General features: G+C 65.2%; 15 protein-coding genes. 12 read left to right on the forward strand and 3 right to left on the reverse strand.

Features of this window, described 5'->3' with window-relative positions; genetic code table 11:
* Positions 1-7: 7 nt before the first annotated feature.
* Together B9C99_RS18510 and B9C99_RS18515 are read left to right on the forward strand one after the other, a co-directional pair.
* The gene (locus B9C99_RS18510) at positions 8-766 is read left to right on the forward strand and encodes an SDR family NAD(P)-dependent oxidoreductase (protein WP_016695990.1); all 759 of its coding nucleotides are present in this window, start codon (positions 8-10) and stop codon (positions 764-766) included.
* Positions 763-1164, forward strand: coding sequence for a VOC family protein (locus B9C99_RS18515; RefSeq protein WP_088898878.1), 402 nt, complete (start codon positions 763-765; stop codon positions 1162-1164). The genes B9C99_RS18510 and B9C99_RS18515 overlap by 4 nt, the downstream gene beginning before the upstream one ends.
* An 82-nt stretch (positions 1165-1246) precedes the next feature.
* Here B9C99_RS18515 and B9C99_RS18520 read toward each other — a convergent pair whose 3' ends face one another.
* Positions 1247-2017 (reverse strand): IclR family transcriptional regulator, encoded by a 771-nt coding sequence (locus tag B9C99_RS18520; RefSeq protein ID WP_253250125.1) that lies wholly within the window; start codon positions 2015-2017, stop codon positions 1247-1249.
* A 214-nt stretch (positions 2018-2231) separates the two neighbouring features.
* Here B9C99_RS18520 and B9C99_RS18525 point away from each other — a divergent pair, with 214 nt between their 5' ends.
* From B9C99_RS18525 to B9C99_RS18550, 6 genes are read left to right on the forward strand one after another with little or no spacing between them, the layout of a single operon-like run.
* Positions 2232-3434 carry a Rieske 2Fe-2S domain-containing protein gene (locus B9C99_RS18525; protein ID WP_088898880.1) on the forward strand — a complete coding sequence of 401 codons (1203 nt, stop codon included), beginning with the start codon at positions 2232-2234 and terminating at the stop codon, positions 3432-3434.
* 40 nt (positions 3435-3474) lie between these two features.
* The gene (locus B9C99_RS18530; protein ID WP_088898881.1) at positions 3475-4659 is read left to right on the forward strand and encodes an acyl-CoA dehydrogenase family protein; all 1185 of its coding nucleotides are present in this window, start codon (positions 3475-3477) and stop codon (positions 4657-4659) included.
* A 28-nt stretch (positions 4660-4687) separates the two neighbouring features.
* Positions 4688-5599 (forward strand): VOC family protein, encoded by a 912-nt coding sequence (locus B9C99_RS18535; RefSeq protein WP_088898882.1) that lies wholly within the window; start codon positions 4688-4690, stop codon positions 5597-5599.
* The gene (locus B9C99_RS18540; RefSeq protein ID WP_088898883.1) at positions 5596-7251 is read left to right on the forward strand and encodes an NAD(P)/FAD-dependent oxidoreductase; all 1656 of its coding nucleotides are present in this window, start codon (positions 5596-5598) and stop codon (positions 7249-7251) included. The genes B9C99_RS18535 and B9C99_RS18540 overlap by 4 nt, the downstream gene beginning before the upstream one ends.
* A 2-nt stretch (positions 7252-7253) precedes the next feature.
* On the forward strand, positions 7254-9248 hold the full coding sequence (locus tag B9C99_RS18545; protein WP_172415003.1) for an NAD(P)/FAD-dependent oxidoreductase: 1995 nt from the start codon (positions 7254-7256) through the stop codon (positions 9246-9248).
* On the forward strand, positions 9245-9505 hold the full coding sequence (locus B9C99_RS18550) for a hypothetical protein (protein ID WP_088898885.1): 261 nt from the start codon (positions 9245-9247) through the stop codon (positions 9503-9505). Before B9C99_RS18545 ends, B9C99_RS18550 begins: the two co-directional genes overlap by 4 nt.
* A 53-nt stretch (positions 9506-9558) precedes the next feature.
* On the opposite strand, the gene B9C99_RS18555 is transcribed toward B9C99_RS18550, so the two are convergent.
* Complete coding sequence (locus B9C99_RS18555; RefSeq protein ID WP_088898886.1) at positions 9559-10767, reverse strand: NADH:flavin oxidoreductase; 1209 nt, start codon at positions 10765-10767, stop codon at positions 9559-9561.
* 54 nt (positions 10768-10821) lie between these two features.
* Complete coding sequence (locus B9C99_RS18560) at positions 10822-11466, reverse strand: TetR/AcrR family transcriptional regulator (RefSeq protein ID WP_088898887.1); 645 nt, start codon at positions 11464-11466, stop codon at positions 10822-10824.
* A 79-nt stretch (positions 11467-11545) separates the two neighbouring features.
* On the opposite strand from B9C99_RS18560, the gene B9C99_RS18565 reads away from it, so the two are divergent.
* The 4 genes from B9C99_RS18565 to B9C99_RS18580 all read left to right on the forward strand — a co-directional run bounded on the left by B9C99_RS18565 (position 11546) and on the right by B9C99_RS18580 (position 14829).
* Complete coding sequence (locus tag B9C99_RS18565) at positions 11546-12394, forward strand: SDR family oxidoreductase (RefSeq protein ID WP_088898906.1); 849 nt, start codon at positions 11546-11548, stop codon at positions 12392-12394.
* Between the two features lie 118 nt (positions 12395-12512).
* A complete protein-coding gene (locus B9C99_RS18570) occupies positions 12513-13406 on the forward strand; it encodes an SDR family NAD(P)-dependent oxidoreductase (protein WP_016692886.1) in 894 nt (297 codons plus the stop codon).
* A 2-nt stretch (positions 13407-13408) separates the two neighbouring features.
* Positions 13409-14293, forward strand: a complete 885-nt coding sequence (locus B9C99_RS18575) for an SDR family NAD(P)-dependent oxidoreductase (protein ID WP_088898888.1) — start codon at positions 13409-13411, stop codon at positions 14291-14293.
* 50 nt (positions 14294-14343) lie between these two features.
* Positions 14344-14829: a hypothetical protein gene (locus B9C99_RS18580; protein ID WP_225623617.1), complete on the forward strand. Its 486-nt coding sequence runs from the start codon at positions 14344-14346 to the stop codon at positions 14827-14829.
* Positions 14830-14840: the final 11 nt, after the last annotated feature.

Consider the following 14840-nt stretch of genomic DNA (forward strand, 5'->3'; position numbering starts at 1 on the left):
AGTACCTGTGTTCAGTCTTGCCGGACGCATCGCGCTCGTCAGCGGTGCCGGTCAGAGTGTCGGTGAGGGAATCGCGAAGGTCCTTGCGCGGCAGGGGGCCTCGGTCATCGTCAACGATCTGTTCCCGGACCGCGCCGAGAAGGTCGCCGCGGCGATCGTCGAGGAGGGGAACACGGCGGTCGCATCGGCCTTCGACGTCACCGACTACGACGCCACGCTCGAATGCGTACGGGCGGCGGAGGAGACACTCGGCGGACACGTCGACATCGTCGTCAACAATGCGGGCATCGCGGAAGGACGCGTCATCAAACCGTTCCGCGAGTTGTCGCCCGAGGAATGGCGCGCTCCGATCGATCTCAACATCTACGGCGCGATGAACTGCATCAAGGTCGCCCTCGACGGGATGTGCGAGGCCGGCTGGGGACGGGTCGTCCAGATCTCGTCGGGTTCTGCACGCACGGGTCAGAACATCAATCAATCGATGTACGCAACGGGTAAGAGCGGAATCGAAGGGTTCATCCGGCACCTGGCGGCCGAGACCGGGCAGTACGGCGTGACGGCGAACATCGTGGCACTGGGGCATCAGAAGAACCTCGAGGAGAAGATGAGTCCGGAGATGATCGAGCAGATCCTCCGGACGATCCCGATCGGCCGCCTGGGCGATCCCATCGAGGTCGGTGCGTTCTGCGCCTACCTGGCCTCGAACGAGGCGGGCGGAATCACCGGTCAGACACTGGACTTCAACGGTGGGTCCCAGACGCGATGACCGTGCAGGAGACGGGTACGCCGACGTTGCTCTCGCTCACTGCGCTGAGAGTCGCCGACCTGGGAAGATCTGCCGAGTTCTACACCCGGGGATGCGGATTCGCGCACGACAAGGATCTGGACACACCGACATTCCGCGCGTCGATCGTCCGGGCCGGTGCCGCGGGCCTCGAACTCGTCGTGCCGACCGGCATCGAGGGGGAGACCCCACACGAACACGGCAACATGTTCGTCAAGATCGTGCTGAACACCGACGACGTCGAGGGGAGGATGTCCACCGCATGTAGGCACGGTGGCGTCGAGGAGGCACCGGCAACGGAACTCGAGGCCTACGGGATGGTGATCGGCACGGTTCGCGACCCGGACGGCTATCTCGTGGAGTTCGTGCAGCGAGGCTGATCCGTACCCTCGGCCCTCGCCATACTCTCGACATCACAGCGGTGGGCGCGGAACACATGTGTTCCGCGCCCACCGCCGTCGGCTAGTGCGTCGAAAGATCCGACGCGACACAGCGCTGCCAGATGTCACCGGCCAGAACGCGTAGCGGCCCGATCATCTTGTGGTGATCCAGCACGCTGACGGGGGCGCACACGGACAGCCCGGCGAGATTCCCGTACATGTGATCGGGCGGACCGATCGACACCCCGACACAGGCTATGCCGGGGAATGCCTCGGCACGGTCGAACGCGGCTCCACGATCACGCACCTGAGCCAGCTCGTCCTCGAAGCGGCTCCGTGCGGAAGGTGCTGTCCCGGAGGCAATCCGGTCACGGTCCGGACGGTGCTGCGACGAGACCGCCGAGTACGCCATGATGACCTTGCCGAGGGCGGTCGAGTGGGCCGGCACGCGTTGGCCGACGGCCGTCGGGGTCGAGCCCGATGTGCGTCCGTTCACCTTGGCCAGGTAGACGGTGTCGCCGCGGTCCACAACCCCCAATTGCACCGTGAACCCCGAGCGATGCGCGAAGGCATGCATCAGGGGACGCGCATGATGCAGGAGCCGGTTCTGATTGAGCGCGGCCTGACCCAATTCGTACGCCTTCACCCCGAACTCGTACGTCTGCTCGGGTGACCTCGCCAACCAGCCCGCGTTGGCGAGTTGTTCCAGAAGGCGGTGCGCCGACGAGCGGGGGAGCCCGGTGCGGGCCGTGACCTTGGCCAGCGTCATCGGGCCCGTGCTCAAGGCCTCCAGGACCAGGGAAATCCGGTCCACGACGGACACGGGCAGACCATCGGTGCGTGACGTACTCACATTCTCCTCCTGAACACCCCCCAGGTGTGATGGGCGTCACCATATCCGCGAAGCGCCACGTACGGCAACCATGGAACCGACCGTGCCAGGTAGATCCCTGTGACCGAAACTGCCCTCCCGCTCTTCGGGAGACGGACATCACATCGACGTCCGGGTTCTCGATCCTGGTCCCTGGTGCGACGGGCGAGTCGTCGCGATCAGTCGATCAGGAGGCATCGTGGGTTCCGCAGACACCGAAGATCAGGTCCGAACCATCGATGTAGGCACGCCGCCGGAGCGCTACGCGCGAGGATGGCACTGCTTGGGGCTCGTACGCGATTTCGCGGACGGCAAGCCCCATCAGGTCGACGCGTTCGGGACCTCGCTCGTGGTGTTCGCCGGTGAGGACGGAAAGCTCAACGTTCTGGACGCCTACTGCAGGCACATGGGTGGAAATCTGGCGCAGGGATCCGTGAAGGGCAACACCATCGCCTGTCCGTTCCACGACTGGCGCTGGCGCGGTGACGGGAAGTGCGCCGAGATCCCCTATGCGCGTCGTGTTCCACCGCTCGCCCGCACGCGGACGTGGCCGGTGGCGGAGGTGAGCGGTCAGCTCTTCGTGTGGCACGACCCGCAGGGCAGCAAGCCGCCGGCGGAGCTCGCCGTTCCGGAGGTTCCCACCTACGGCGATCCCGGGTGGACCGACTGGGTGTGGAACTCGATCGAGGTGACCGGATCCCACTGTCGCGAGATCGTGGACAACGTCGTCGACATGGCGCACTTCTTCTACGTCCACTACGGAATGCCGACCTACTTCCGAAACGTGTTCGAAGGTCATACCGCCACCCAGGTCATGTGGTCGCTGCCCCGGGCGGACGCCGTAGGCGTCAGCCAGACCACCAATTACAGTGCCGAGAGCAGATCCGATGCAACGTATTACGGTCCCTCGTACATGATCGACAAGCTGTGGAGCGCCGGCCGTGATCCCGAGTCGCCGCCGAACATCTACCTGATCAACTGCCACTACCCCATCTCTCCCACCTCCTTCCGCCTGCAGTACGGCGTGATGGTGGAAAGGCCCGAGGGAGTGCCCCCGGAGCAGGCAGAACAGATCGCCCAGGCCGTCGCCCAGGGCGTCGCGATCGGATTCGAGCAGGACGTCGAGATCTGGAAGAACAAGTCGCGGATCGACAATCCCCTGCTGTGCGAGGAGGACGGTCCCGTCTACCAACTGCGGCGGTGGTACGAACAGTTCTACGTCGACGTCGAGGACATCCGACCCGAGATGGTCAACCGGTTCGAGTACGAGATCGACACCACGCGCGCCCTGACGAGCTGGCAGGCCGAAGTCGACGAGAACGTCGCTGCCGGACGTAGTGCCTTCGCCCCGAACCTCACCCGGGCTCGTGAGGCGGCCTCCGCCGAATCGGGATCCTGACCCCGCAATTCCGCATCATCACATACCTCCTGGAGAAACCATGAGTTACGAAGTGCTCGACAACATCGTCGCGATGGCCGACGAGATCCGGGCGGGGGCCGACGATTCCGACCGGCTCGGTCGGCTGACGGACGACATGGCCGCCGGTCTCCGGCAGTCCGGGATCATCCGGTTGCTGCAGCGGAAGAAGTACAACGGGTACGAAGCACATCCTCGGGAGTTCGCCGAGACGGTGATGAAGACGGCGAGCATCTACGGTTCCGCGGGATGGGTCGGCGGGATCGTCGGCGTCCATCCGTGGCAGCTCGCTTTCGCCGATCCCAAGGTGCAGGACGAAGTGCTGGGCACGAATTCCGATACCTGGCAGGCGTCCCCGTACATGCCCGGGGGCGTCGCGGTTCCCGTCGACGGCGGGTACAGGTTGAACGGGCGGTGGCAGTTCTCGTCGGGAACCGATCACTGCGAGTGGATCTTCCTCGGCGCGTTGGTGGGTGGTGAGGACGGCGCACCGGTCATGCCCCCCGTCGGCCTGCACGTGATCCTTCCGCGTTCCGACTACGAGATCATCGACGATTCCTGGGATGTCGTCGGTCTGCGCGGTACCGGCAGCAAGGACATCGTCGTCAAGGACGCGTTCGTTCCCGAGTACCGGGTGATGAACGGCGGAGCGGTGATCGACGGGACCGCGGCCAAGGAGTACGGCGTCACCGAGACCCTCTACCGGATGCCGTGGTCGACGATGTTCCCGCTCGGTATCACCTCCGCCACCATCGGGATCTGCGAGGGCGTACTCGCGGCGGGTGTCGACTATCAGCGCGGGCGCGTGGGTGCGGCAGGGACTGCCATCAAGGACGATCCGTACGTCCTGCACGCCCTCGGCGAGGCCGCTGCCGAGATCGACGCGGCCCGGCAGCAACTCCTGGCGAACGTCGATCGGATCTGGGATCTCGTCGATGCCGGCAAGGAGGTCGACTTCGAGACCCGGGCGACGTCGCGCCGCAACCAGGTGCGCTCGGCATGGCGTGCCGTCCGCGCCGCAGACGAAGTCTTCGACCGGTGCGGCGGAAACGCCCTCCGCGTCGACAACCCCTTGCAGCGCTTCTGGCGGGATGCGCACGCCGGCCTGCACCACGCCATCCACGTCACCAGCACCACCTATCACGCGTCGGCCATGGCCTCCCTCGGAATCGACGTTCCGGACGGACCCCTCCGCGTGATGATCTGACACCCCTTGCGCACTCGAAAGGAATTCTGTGACTGAGATCAAGAGCCTCGGCTACGTTCGCGTCCAGGCCACCGACATGGCGCGTTGGCGCGAGCTCGGGTTCGATGTGCTCGGCTTCGCGCCGGGCACCGGTCCGGAGGACGACGCACTGCACTTCCGCATGGACGAACGTCCGGCTCGGATCACCGTCGAACCGGGCGACACCGACCGCGTGACCGCGGTCGGCTGGGAAGTCAGGGACGGTACCGCCCTCCGGGCCCTCGCGGACCGACTGACCACCGCGGGATACGAATTCGAGGCCATGCCCTTCGAGATGTGCGAGCGGCGGCGCGTCGAAGGTGGCCTGATCATGAAGGATCCGGGTGGCACCCCGCTCGAATTCTTCTTCGGGCCGGCTCTCGACCACAGTCCCGTCGTCACACGCTACGGACAGAAGTTCGTGACGGGACCACAGGGCCTCGGGCACGTCGTCATGCCCACCACCGCCTTCGACGAATCGTTCCATTTCTACGTGGACGTGCTCGAATTCCTTCCGCGAGGGGCGTTCCGGTTGCCGACTCCTCCCGGTATGGACCCGATGCGGATCCGGTTCCTCGGTGTCAACCAGCGCCATCACAGTCTGGCCCTCATGCCCAGCCCCGAGGATCGGGACCCGGGCCTCGTCCACGTGATGGTGGAGGTCGATTCGCTCGATGCAGTCGGCCGTGCCCTCGATCAGGTGACCGCCCGGGACTTCCCGGTGTCGTCCACGCTGGGTCGCCACACCAACGACAAGATGGTGTCCTTCTACGTCCAGGTCCCCGGCGGATGGGACATCGAATACGGCACCGAGGGCATGCTCGTCGACGAGACCTATTACACGGCCGAGGAGATCACCGCCGACAGCTACTGGGGTCACGAATGGCTGTGGGCCAAGCAGTTGCAGGAGGCGACCGAATGATTCCCGTGACCACCTCGAGCGATGTGGACGCGGTCGTGATCGGCGCGGGCATATCCGGGCTGTACGCCGTGTACAAGCTCCGGAAGCGCGGGATGACCGTCCACGGTTTCGAATCCGCTGCAGGAGTGGGAGGAACCTGGTTCCACAACCGCTATCCGGGTGCCCGCTGCGATGTCGAGAGTATCGACTACTCGTACTCCTTCGACGAGGAACTGCAGCAGGAATGGACGTGGACCGAGCGGTTCGCCACGCAGGAGGAGATCCTGGCGTATCTCGAACACGTGGCGGACCGGCACGACCTGCGAAGCGCCTTCGAGTTCCTCACCCGGGTGGTGTCGACCGTGTACGACGAGGAGTCTGCGCTGTGGACCGTCACCACCGACACCGGTCGATCGGTCAGGGCGCGATTCTGCATCATGGCCACCGGGGTGCTGTCGGCGACGAACCGACCCGACATTCCCGGTTGCGACACGTTCGCGGGCGAGTCCTACCACACCGGTGAATGGCCCCACGAGCCCGTCGAATTCACCGGTAAGCGCGTCGGCGTGATCGGAACGGGATCGTCGGGCATCCAGTCGATTCCTGTGATCGCGAAGGAAGCGGACCACGTCTTCGTATTCCAGCGGACCCCCAACTACTCGATCCCGGCCGGCAACCGGCCGCTGACCGCCGAGCAGATCGCCGAAGTCAAGGCGACATATCCGGAGCGTCGGCGACTGGCACGGATGAGCGGCGGAGGCACACCGTTCACCCCGTACCCGAAGGGCGCGATGGAGGTCGACGAGGCCGAGCGTCGCAGGGTGTACGACGAGTGGTGGCAGCGTGGAGGTTACCTCTTCGCGAAGGCGTTCCCCGATCAGATGATGGACCGCCGGGCGAACGACACGGCCCGCGAATACGTCGAGGCGAAGATCCGGGAGATGGTCGAGGACCCGGAGATCGCGAACCAGTTGATCCCGAACGACCACCCCATCGGCACGAAGCGCATCGTCACCGACGACGGGTACTTCGAGACGTTCAACCGCGACAACGTGACCCTGGTGAACCTGCGCACCACTCCGATCGTCGAGATCACCGAGAGCGGCGTGCGCACGAGCGAGGATCACCATGCGCTGGACATGATCGTCTTCGCGACCGGATTCGATGCGATGACGGGTGCGCTGGCCCGGATCGACATCCGAGGCCGCGGCGGACGCACCCTCCGTGAGGAGTGGTCCGCAGGACCGCGAACCTATCTGGGGCTCGCGTCCCACGGGTTCCCCAACATGTTCTTCATGGTGGGTGCGGGCAGCCCGAGTGTGCTGGCGAACATGGTGCTCATGGCGGAGCAACAGGTGGACTGGATCTCCGACTGCCTCGACCATCTCGACGAGCACGATGCCGCCTCGATCGAACCGACCGAACGGGCCGTCGAGGAATGGGTCGCCGAGTGCAACGAGAAGGCCGCCGGCACCCTGTTCCCCTCGGCGAACTCCTGGTACATGGGCGCCAACATTCCCGGCAAACCACGGGTGTTCATGCCGTACATCGGCGGATTCGCGAACTACGGCAACATCTGTGCCGAGATCGCGGCAGCCGGTTACAAGGGATTCGAGATCGTCCGGCGAGCGGCGATCGGGACACCCACCGAACTCGCGTCGAAGAAGGGCTGATGATGACCGAGACGATCTCCCTCGGCTCGGGTGCCGAGGACGTGGAGGACCGCGAAGGCCGGCTGCATGCCGCCATCGACGTATGCGACCCGGCACCGCTTCTCATGTCCCTGGTCCACGCCACCGGCGACACCACTCTGCTCGACGAGTTCGCGCCACGCCTGACGATCGGCGAGCCGGGAAACCACTACCGCACCGGGACGCGTCCGACGCCGCCGCCGGGGCAGTACCCGGACGACGTGGTCGCAGATATCCGGGCGCGTGCCCACGAACTGCTCACGCCGGATGCCGAGGACCGGCTGGGTGTACCCGAGCCGGAGCTGTTCCTCCGCATGGCGACGGTCGCGACCTCGGAGCGCGTCGACGAGGAGTTCGTTCCGATTCTCCGCGAACAAGCGGGTTTCGTCCTTTCCGAACGCTGCGTCCCGGTCACACGGAAACCGACGCCGGAATTCTCCGTGATCGTGATAGGTGCCGGGATCGTCGGCATCAATGCCGCGATCAAGCTCGGCGAGGCAGGTTTCACCTACCGCGTGTTCGAAGCCCGTGACGAGATCGGCGGAACCTGGTCGCGCAACACCTATCCCGGTGCTGCCGTCGATACACCCAGCCACTACTACTCGTATTCGTTCGAACTCAATCCGGGATGGTCCAAGTACTACCCGACGGGTACCGAATACCAGAAGTACCTGAAGGGGGTCGTCGACACCTACGGAATCGCGGAGAACATCTCCTTCCGTACACGGGTGCAGTCCGCGCGGTGGCTCGACGATCAGCACGTATGGGAGGTGGCCGTCGAATCCGTCGACGGAACCCGCGAGGTGCACCGCGCCAAGGCCGTCGTGACAGCGCTCGGGATGCTCAACGCGCCGAACATTCCGGATGTCGAGGGGATGGACACCTTCGGCGGCACCATCGTGCACACCGCCGAATGGGACGACAACCTCGACCTCACCGGTAAACGCGTCGTCGTTCTGGGTACGGGATGCACGTCCGTCCAGGTGGTCGCGAGCATCGTCGATCAGGTGGAGGCACTTGACGTCGTCGTCAGGTCGCCGCACTGGATCGTCCCGGAGAAGGCTGTCGTGAACCAGGTTCCGGACGGCGAGAAATGGGCGTTGGCGCATCTTCCTCGATACCACGAGTGGTTCCGATTGCGCTCGTACTGGTTCGCATCGGACAACCTCTACGTGATGCCGCGCATCGACCCCGAATGGGCGAAGACGCACTTCTCGGCCTCACCGGCGAACGAGATGGTGCTGCAGACGGCACTGAACCACCTGCACGCCAACTTCCCCGACCGTCCGGATCTCGTCGAGAAACTGACACCCGACTTCCGTCCCTACAGCAAGCGGATCGTCAAGGATCCGGGCTTCTACGCGGCGCTCACCCGTGATCACGTGACCTTGCACCGCGCGTCGTTCCGGGAGGTGACACCGGAAGGCGTGGTCACGACCGAGGGCGAGTTCGTACCCGCCGATGTCATCGTTCTCGCAACGGGTTTCAAGCTGGAGTTCACGACCTCGATCGACATCGTGGGGACAGGAGGACGCACCCTCGCCGAGCAGTGGAAGGGCGGTGACGACCCGCGGGCGTATCTGGGCATCCAGGTGTCCGGTTTCCCGAACCTCTTCGTCACCGCGGGTCCGAACTCCGCGCCCAACCACGGTGCCGGCCACAACATCCTCAGCGAGGAGCACGTCCACTACATCGTCGAGTGTCTGCAGTACCTCGTGGAGAACGGGCACGACGCGATGGATGTGCGGCAGGATGTGCTCGACGAGTACAACCGCAGGGTGGACGAGGCGCTGGACAAGACCGTGTGGGTGCATCCCGGTGCCGAGACCAACGGCTACTACCGGAACAGCGAAGGACGCGCCGTCGTACCGTGCCCGTGGCGGCTCGTCGACTACTGGACCCTGCTCCGCGAACCGCATCCCGACCACTTCGAGTTCATCGACCCGGCGCTCACGGGAGTAGAGGGAACTTCGGCATGACGATGCAGGCACTGTCGTGCGAGAAGTGCGGAGTCGGTGTGCTCGTCGAGAAGTTCAGCCCTGCCCACACCTCGATCCAGTGGGAATCCGATACCTCGGAGTGCCCGCTCATCTCACGGAACGGTTCGGTTCCCGGTGACCACGGCCGGGAGTGCAGCGCGCTGCGCGACAGCATCGACCGTGCGGTCGCGCAGCGCGTGCTGACCGAATCGCACATCGAACTGCCTGTCGGGCAGAAGCTGCCCCGATTGCACTGAGAGCGACGACGGGCCCCGCAGCAGAACCGTGCTGCGGGGCCCGTCTGCTGCTGTCAGGAGAGGGATTCGACGACCAGCGGGCACCGCGTTCCCGTGAAGATGCTGGCCGCGCAGCGATTGCAGTGGATACACAGCGACCGGGTGTCCCTGTCCCGCTGGATCTGCGCGATCAGATCGGGCTCGCGCAGCAGTGCTCGGGCCATCGCGACGAACTCGAAACCCTCGCGCATCGCGACCTGCATTCCGTCGAGATCGGTGATGCCGCCGAGCAGCACGAGCGGCAGGTCGAGTTCGTCGCGGAACTGACGGGCGTACTCGAGGAAGTACAGCGGTTCGTACGGATAATGCTGGAAGACGAAGTTGCCGAACATCTTCATCCCGAGTTGCAGGATCGGAATCTGTGTCTCGGCCATCTCGCGTAGCGGTACGTCGCCGCGGAACAGATACATGGGATTGAGCAGCGACGAACCGCCGGTGAGTTCGAGTGCGTCGAGGTGACCGTCCGATTCGAGCATCTTCGCGAACGGCAGGGACTCGTCCAGCCAGAATCCCCCGGACACTCCGTCGGCCATGTTCATCTTGGCCAGCACAGCGATCTCACCGTCCGCTGCCTCCGCAACGGCGGCGAGGATGCGGCGGGCGAACTCGGCACGGTTGGCCAGGGAGCCGCCCCAGCGATCCTTGCGGCGGTTCACCTTCGGGCTCAGGAACGAACTGGCGAGGTAATTGTGTCCGAGGTGGACCTCGACCGCGTCGAATCCGACTTCCCGGGCGTATCGTGTCGCTTCACCGTGCGCGGCGATGATCCGTCGGATGTCGTCCTCGCTCGCCTTCCGGTCGATGCTCATCGACAGGGGATTCGGGCGCGCGGAGGGCGCCAGCGAGGGGAGACCGTTCGATCGCGAGTTGGCCACGGGGCCGGCATGGCCGATCTGGGCGGACACCTTCGCACCGGTGGCGTGCACGGCATCGGTGAGCCGTCGAAGACCGTCGAGGGCCTCCGGACGCCAGTAGATCTGATCCTTCTCGGTGCGTCCTTCGGGTGCCACCGCCAGGTAGGCAACGGTGGTCATCCCGACGCCTCCTTCACCGACCCTGACATGGAAGTCGACGAGACGGTCGCTGACCAGGGCGTTCGGGCTGGCGCCCTCGAAGGTTGCGGACTTGATGATTCTGTTGCGCAGTGTGATCGGTCCGAGGCGCGCAGGCGCCAGCGGATCGACCGTGGGCGCGGTAGCAGATTCGGGGTCGACTGTCGTCATGGTGATCTCCGTATTCTCGGGCTGTGAGAGGACTTCCAGGCGGAGAGTGCTGATTCAGGCGGGACGTGCAGAGGAGCGGGGGACGATGTCCATCCAGCGCAGCATCGCGTCGACGGCGTCGGCAGGATCCCCGTGGGCACCCTCTTCCGCCCACTCCGTCAACGCCGCGAACGCCGCGGCCTGGTATGCGGTCGCCAACGCGCGCGCGATCGCTGCCGGGACTTCGGGGACGCGTCGGCCGATGTAATCGGCCAGTTCGGTGATCCACGGCCGGTACGCCTCCGACGACATCGCGGCGAGTTCGGGTGTGCCCGCGATGAGACGGAGCCAATCGCGTCCGACGCGCTGGATGTGCGGACGGTGCGAGATCGATTCGACGATCGCCGTGCGTACGGCATCGGTCAGTGGAGCGGTCTCGGGTGCGACGGAGAGAGATGCGCGCAGACGTTCGGTCGCGGGGACCACACCGATCCAGGCGATCGCGGACTTGACGGAGAAGTGCCTGATGAGGGTGCGGGCACTGATCCCGGTCGCTTCGGCGAGGTCGTTCCAGCTGGTGTCGGCATATCCCTGTCGGGACCAGAGACGGAAAGCAGCCTCGGCGATCGCTTCGGTATCGATGACCGATGGTCGGCCACGCCTGCGTCCACCCGCCGATTCGGTGGATGCTTTCGGCGGATCGGAGGATTCCTGACGCACATTCCGAGAACACCATTTTTGTCCTACTCTGTCAAATATCTTTCACCGAGAAACGGTGCGTGAGAACGAAGGAGACGACGTGGGCGTCTATGTGGTGACAGGATCTGCATCGGGCATGGGGCGCGCCGTCGCAGAACAACTTCGCGCCGCCGGGCACACCGTCATCGGTGTCGATATCGGAGAGGCGGAGGTTGTCGCGGACCTGTCGACACCGCAGGGCAGGAAGGGCGCCGTCGAGAAGGTGCTCGAGGCCGCCGAGGGCCGGCTGGACGGCGCCGTGCTCGCTGCGGGACTCGGGCCGGCGCCCGGCCCGGAACGCCCCCGGCTCATCGCGGAGGTCAACTACTTCGGGGTCGTCGACCTCCTGATGGGTTGGCGTGCGGCCCTCGAAGCAGCGGGCAACGCCAGGGTGGTTGTGTTCTCGAGCAATTCGACGACCACCACGCCCGCTGTACCGGGTCGGACGGTCAAGGCGTTTCTGCGAGGGGACGCGGACAAGGCGGTGCGATCGGTCCGGCTGTTCGGCAAGGTCGCGCCTGCAATCATCTACGCGGCGTCGAAGATCGCCGTCAGCAGATGGGTTCGCCGCACCGCCGTGCAGCCGGAGTGGGCGGGTGCCGGTATCCGGCTGAACGCTCTGGCGCCGGGAGCGATCATGACACCGCTGCTGGAGAAGCAGTTGTCCACTCCTTCCGAAGCGAAGGCGATCCGCTCGTTCCCCGTACCGGTCGGTGGCTTCGGTGATGCCGGGCAGCTTGCTGCATGGGCGGTCTTCATGCTGTCGGACGCTGCGGATTTCCTGTGCGGCAGCGTGGTGTTCGTCGATGGTGGTTCCGACGCGTACTTCCGTGCCGACGACTGGCCCCGGTCGGTTCCGATTCGCGGGCTTCCGTCCTATCTGCTCCGGTTCCGCAGATCGGGGAAGTAGTCGGAGTGACCTCCCGCACAACGGGAGGGAACGGTCCGCCCGTACGGGCTGCGGCATAGCTTCGGAGTGGTTCGACGAGAAGTCCGAGCACACAGACGAACAGGCAGCAGGAACCGACATGACACAACGACTGACCGGACGTACCGCTCTCGTGACCGGAAGCAGCCGGGGGATCGGCCGGGCGATCGCGCGACGTCTCGCATCCGAAGGTGCCACCGTAGTGGTCACGGCTCGTTCCATGTCCCCGTCCCGATCGCTCCGGGACGGGCAGGAGCACGTACTCGAGGGCACTCTGGACGAGACGGTGCAGCTGATCGAACAGGCAGGTGGTCGCGCAGTGCCGATCGCGGCGGATCTCGAGGACCGCGACCAGCGCGCGGGACTGATCGACGCAGCGGCGGACGCCGTCGGAGGGCTCGACATCCTGGTCAACAATGCGGGATTCGCCGACTACTCGTCGATCGAGAAGATGAGCGAAGAAACGTTCGACAGGACTCTGGAGCACTACCTGAAGGTTCCCTTCCTCCTCTCGCAGGCCGCCATCCCTCACATGCGCAAGTCCGGTGCGGGGTGGATCGTCAACATCGGCTCGTCCACCGGTATGAGCCCGATCCGCCCGTTCCGCGAGTACAACAAGACCTCCGGTGACGTGATCTATGCGTCGGCGAAAGCTGCTCTGCACCGGTTCACCCAAGGCCTCGCCGCGGAACTCGTCGACGACAACATCGCCGTCAATGCGGTCGGGCCGTCCACGGCGATCATGACCCCGGGCGCTGCCGCACTGCTGCCCGAGGGGTACGAGACGGAACCACCGGAATACCTGGCGCAGACCGTCCTGGAGATGTGCACCTTGCCCGCCGCCGAACGTACCGGTCTGGTGGGCTTCAGTCTGCATTTCCCGTGGTCTCAGGGGATCCCGGTGAAGAGTCTCGACGGCAAGGACGAACTTCCTCGTCGCGAGCCGCCTGCCTGGTGCAATCCCAACATCGCCGACGACGGACTGAGGGCGTGAGCATGCAGACGAGCAGTGCGCGGGAACGGTTCTCCCGGGGCGTGGCCGTGGTGACCGGCGCCGCCGCCGGCATCGGTGAAGGTCTGGCACGGCATCTCTCGTCACTGGGGATGACGGTCGTCGTCTCGGATATCGACGGCGGTCGAGCGGCGAAGGTCGTCGACGAGATCGTCGCCGCAGGGGGCAAGGCGGAACCGTATGCCGTCGACGTCGCCGACCCCGACGCCGTCGAGGCGATGGCGAGCGAGGTCTTCGAGCGTCACGGCAGCGTCGAACTCCTGGTGAACAATGCCGGCGTCGAGTCGGCCGGCCTGCTGTGGGAGATCGACCGCGAGCGGTGGCAACGGCTGATGCAGATCAACGTCGACGGTGTCTTCTATTGCCTGCGATCGTTCGTCCCGCGGATGATCGCAGCGGGAACTCCGTCGTGCATCGCCAATCTGTCGTCTGTCGGTGGACTGAATGCCGTTGCGGTGCAATCCCCGTACATCGTGAGCAAGCATGCGGTGCTCGCGATGACGGAGTGTCTGCACCAGGACCTGGCCATCGTCGGTGCACCGATCCAGGTGAGTGCCGTGATCCCGCATTCGATCCGGAGCGAGATCTTCCTGTCGGCGCAGCGTGAGGCACCCACGGACAACCCGACGGCGAACGCGGTGTTCGCGGCCATGCAACGCGACAACGTCGAGAAAGGGCTCGATCCGCTCGTCGCCGCCGAGCACATGGTCGAGCAGATCGCGCGCGGCGAGTTCTGGATCCACTCGGATGACGACCTGTGCATCGCCGCAGTACATCGGCGTGCGCACCAGCTCCTCGATCTCGCGCCGCCGGCCGACCCACAGGCGATGCTCACACGAATGGGTATCACCGCCGGACGCGACCGGTGACAGAGCTTCCGGATTCCCCGACCATCCGCCCCGACTTCCAGGAGAGTTCCATGAACGAGTCGACCGTGGATCCGGGCACCGTCAGCGCCCTCGTCGCGGCCTGGTGGTTCCATTACGACGAATGGAATCCCATCGAACTTCGGGCGCTCATGGCCGACGACATCGCCTTCAGTTGCGCGAGCGACACGGGTGAGACCGACTACGAGGACTTCATCCGCGTCGACGTGCGTGGCGCCGCCAATGTGATGGCGTGGAAGGACGACCACCGGCGCAACAGCCCTTATCCGCTGCGCCACAACGGCACCAATGTGTTCGTCACCGGCGTCGCGGACGGAGAGGTCGAGTTCTCGTCCTACATCTTCGTCACCAAGATCGTCGACGGTAGGCCGTTCAACGTATCGAGTGGCATCGTGCGCGGCAGCATCCGGGCCACCGAAGCGGGACCGGTCTTCAGTGCTGTCCACGTCGTCCTCGATACCCAGGACTCGGTGAGATACGCCGATCACTTCGCAGAGGTGTCCGCGCGAGTTCTCTGATCCGAACGGCC

The organism is Rhodococcus sp. BUPNP1 (genome assembly GCF_002215235.1).
Taxonomy (GTDB): Bacteria; Actinomycetota; Actinomycetes; order Mycobacteriales; family Mycobacteriaceae; genus Rhodococcus.

Coding starts and splice junctions, on each gene's coding strand:
- B9C99_RS18515 (WP_088898878.1), top strand. CDS start 763: ATGACCGTGCAGGAGACGGGTACGCCGACGTTGCTCTCGCTCACTGCG.
- B9C99_RS18555 (WP_088898886.1), bottom strand. CDS start 10,767: ATGACGACAGTCGACCCCGAATCTGCTACCGCGCCCACGGTCGATCCG.
- B9C99_RS18580 (WP_225623617.1), top strand. CDS start 14,344: ATGAACGAGTCGACCGTGGATCCGGGCACCGTCAGCGCCCTCGTCGCG.
- B9C99_RS18575 (WP_088898888.1), top strand. CDS start 13,409: ATGCAGACGAGCAGTGCGCGGGAACGGTTCTCCCGGGGCGTGGCCGTG.
- B9C99_RS18530 (WP_088898881.1), top strand. CDS start 3,475: ATGAGTTACGAAGTGCTCGACAACATCGTCGCGATGGCCGACGAGATC.
- B9C99_RS18545 (WP_172415003.1), top strand. CDS start 7,254: ATGACCGAGACGATCTCCCTCGGCTCGGGTGCCGAGGACGTGGAGGAC.
- B9C99_RS18570 (WP_016692886.1), top strand. CDS start 12,513: ATGACACAACGACTGACCGGACGTACCGCTCTCGTGACCGGAAGCAGC.
- B9C99_RS18540 (WP_088898883.1), top strand. CDS start 5,596: ATGATTCCCGTGACCACCTCGAGCGATGTGGACGCGGTCGTGATCGGC.
- B9C99_RS18550 (WP_088898885.1), top strand. CDS start 9,245: ATGACGATGCAGGCACTGTCGTGCGAGAAGTGCGGAGTCGGTGTGCTC.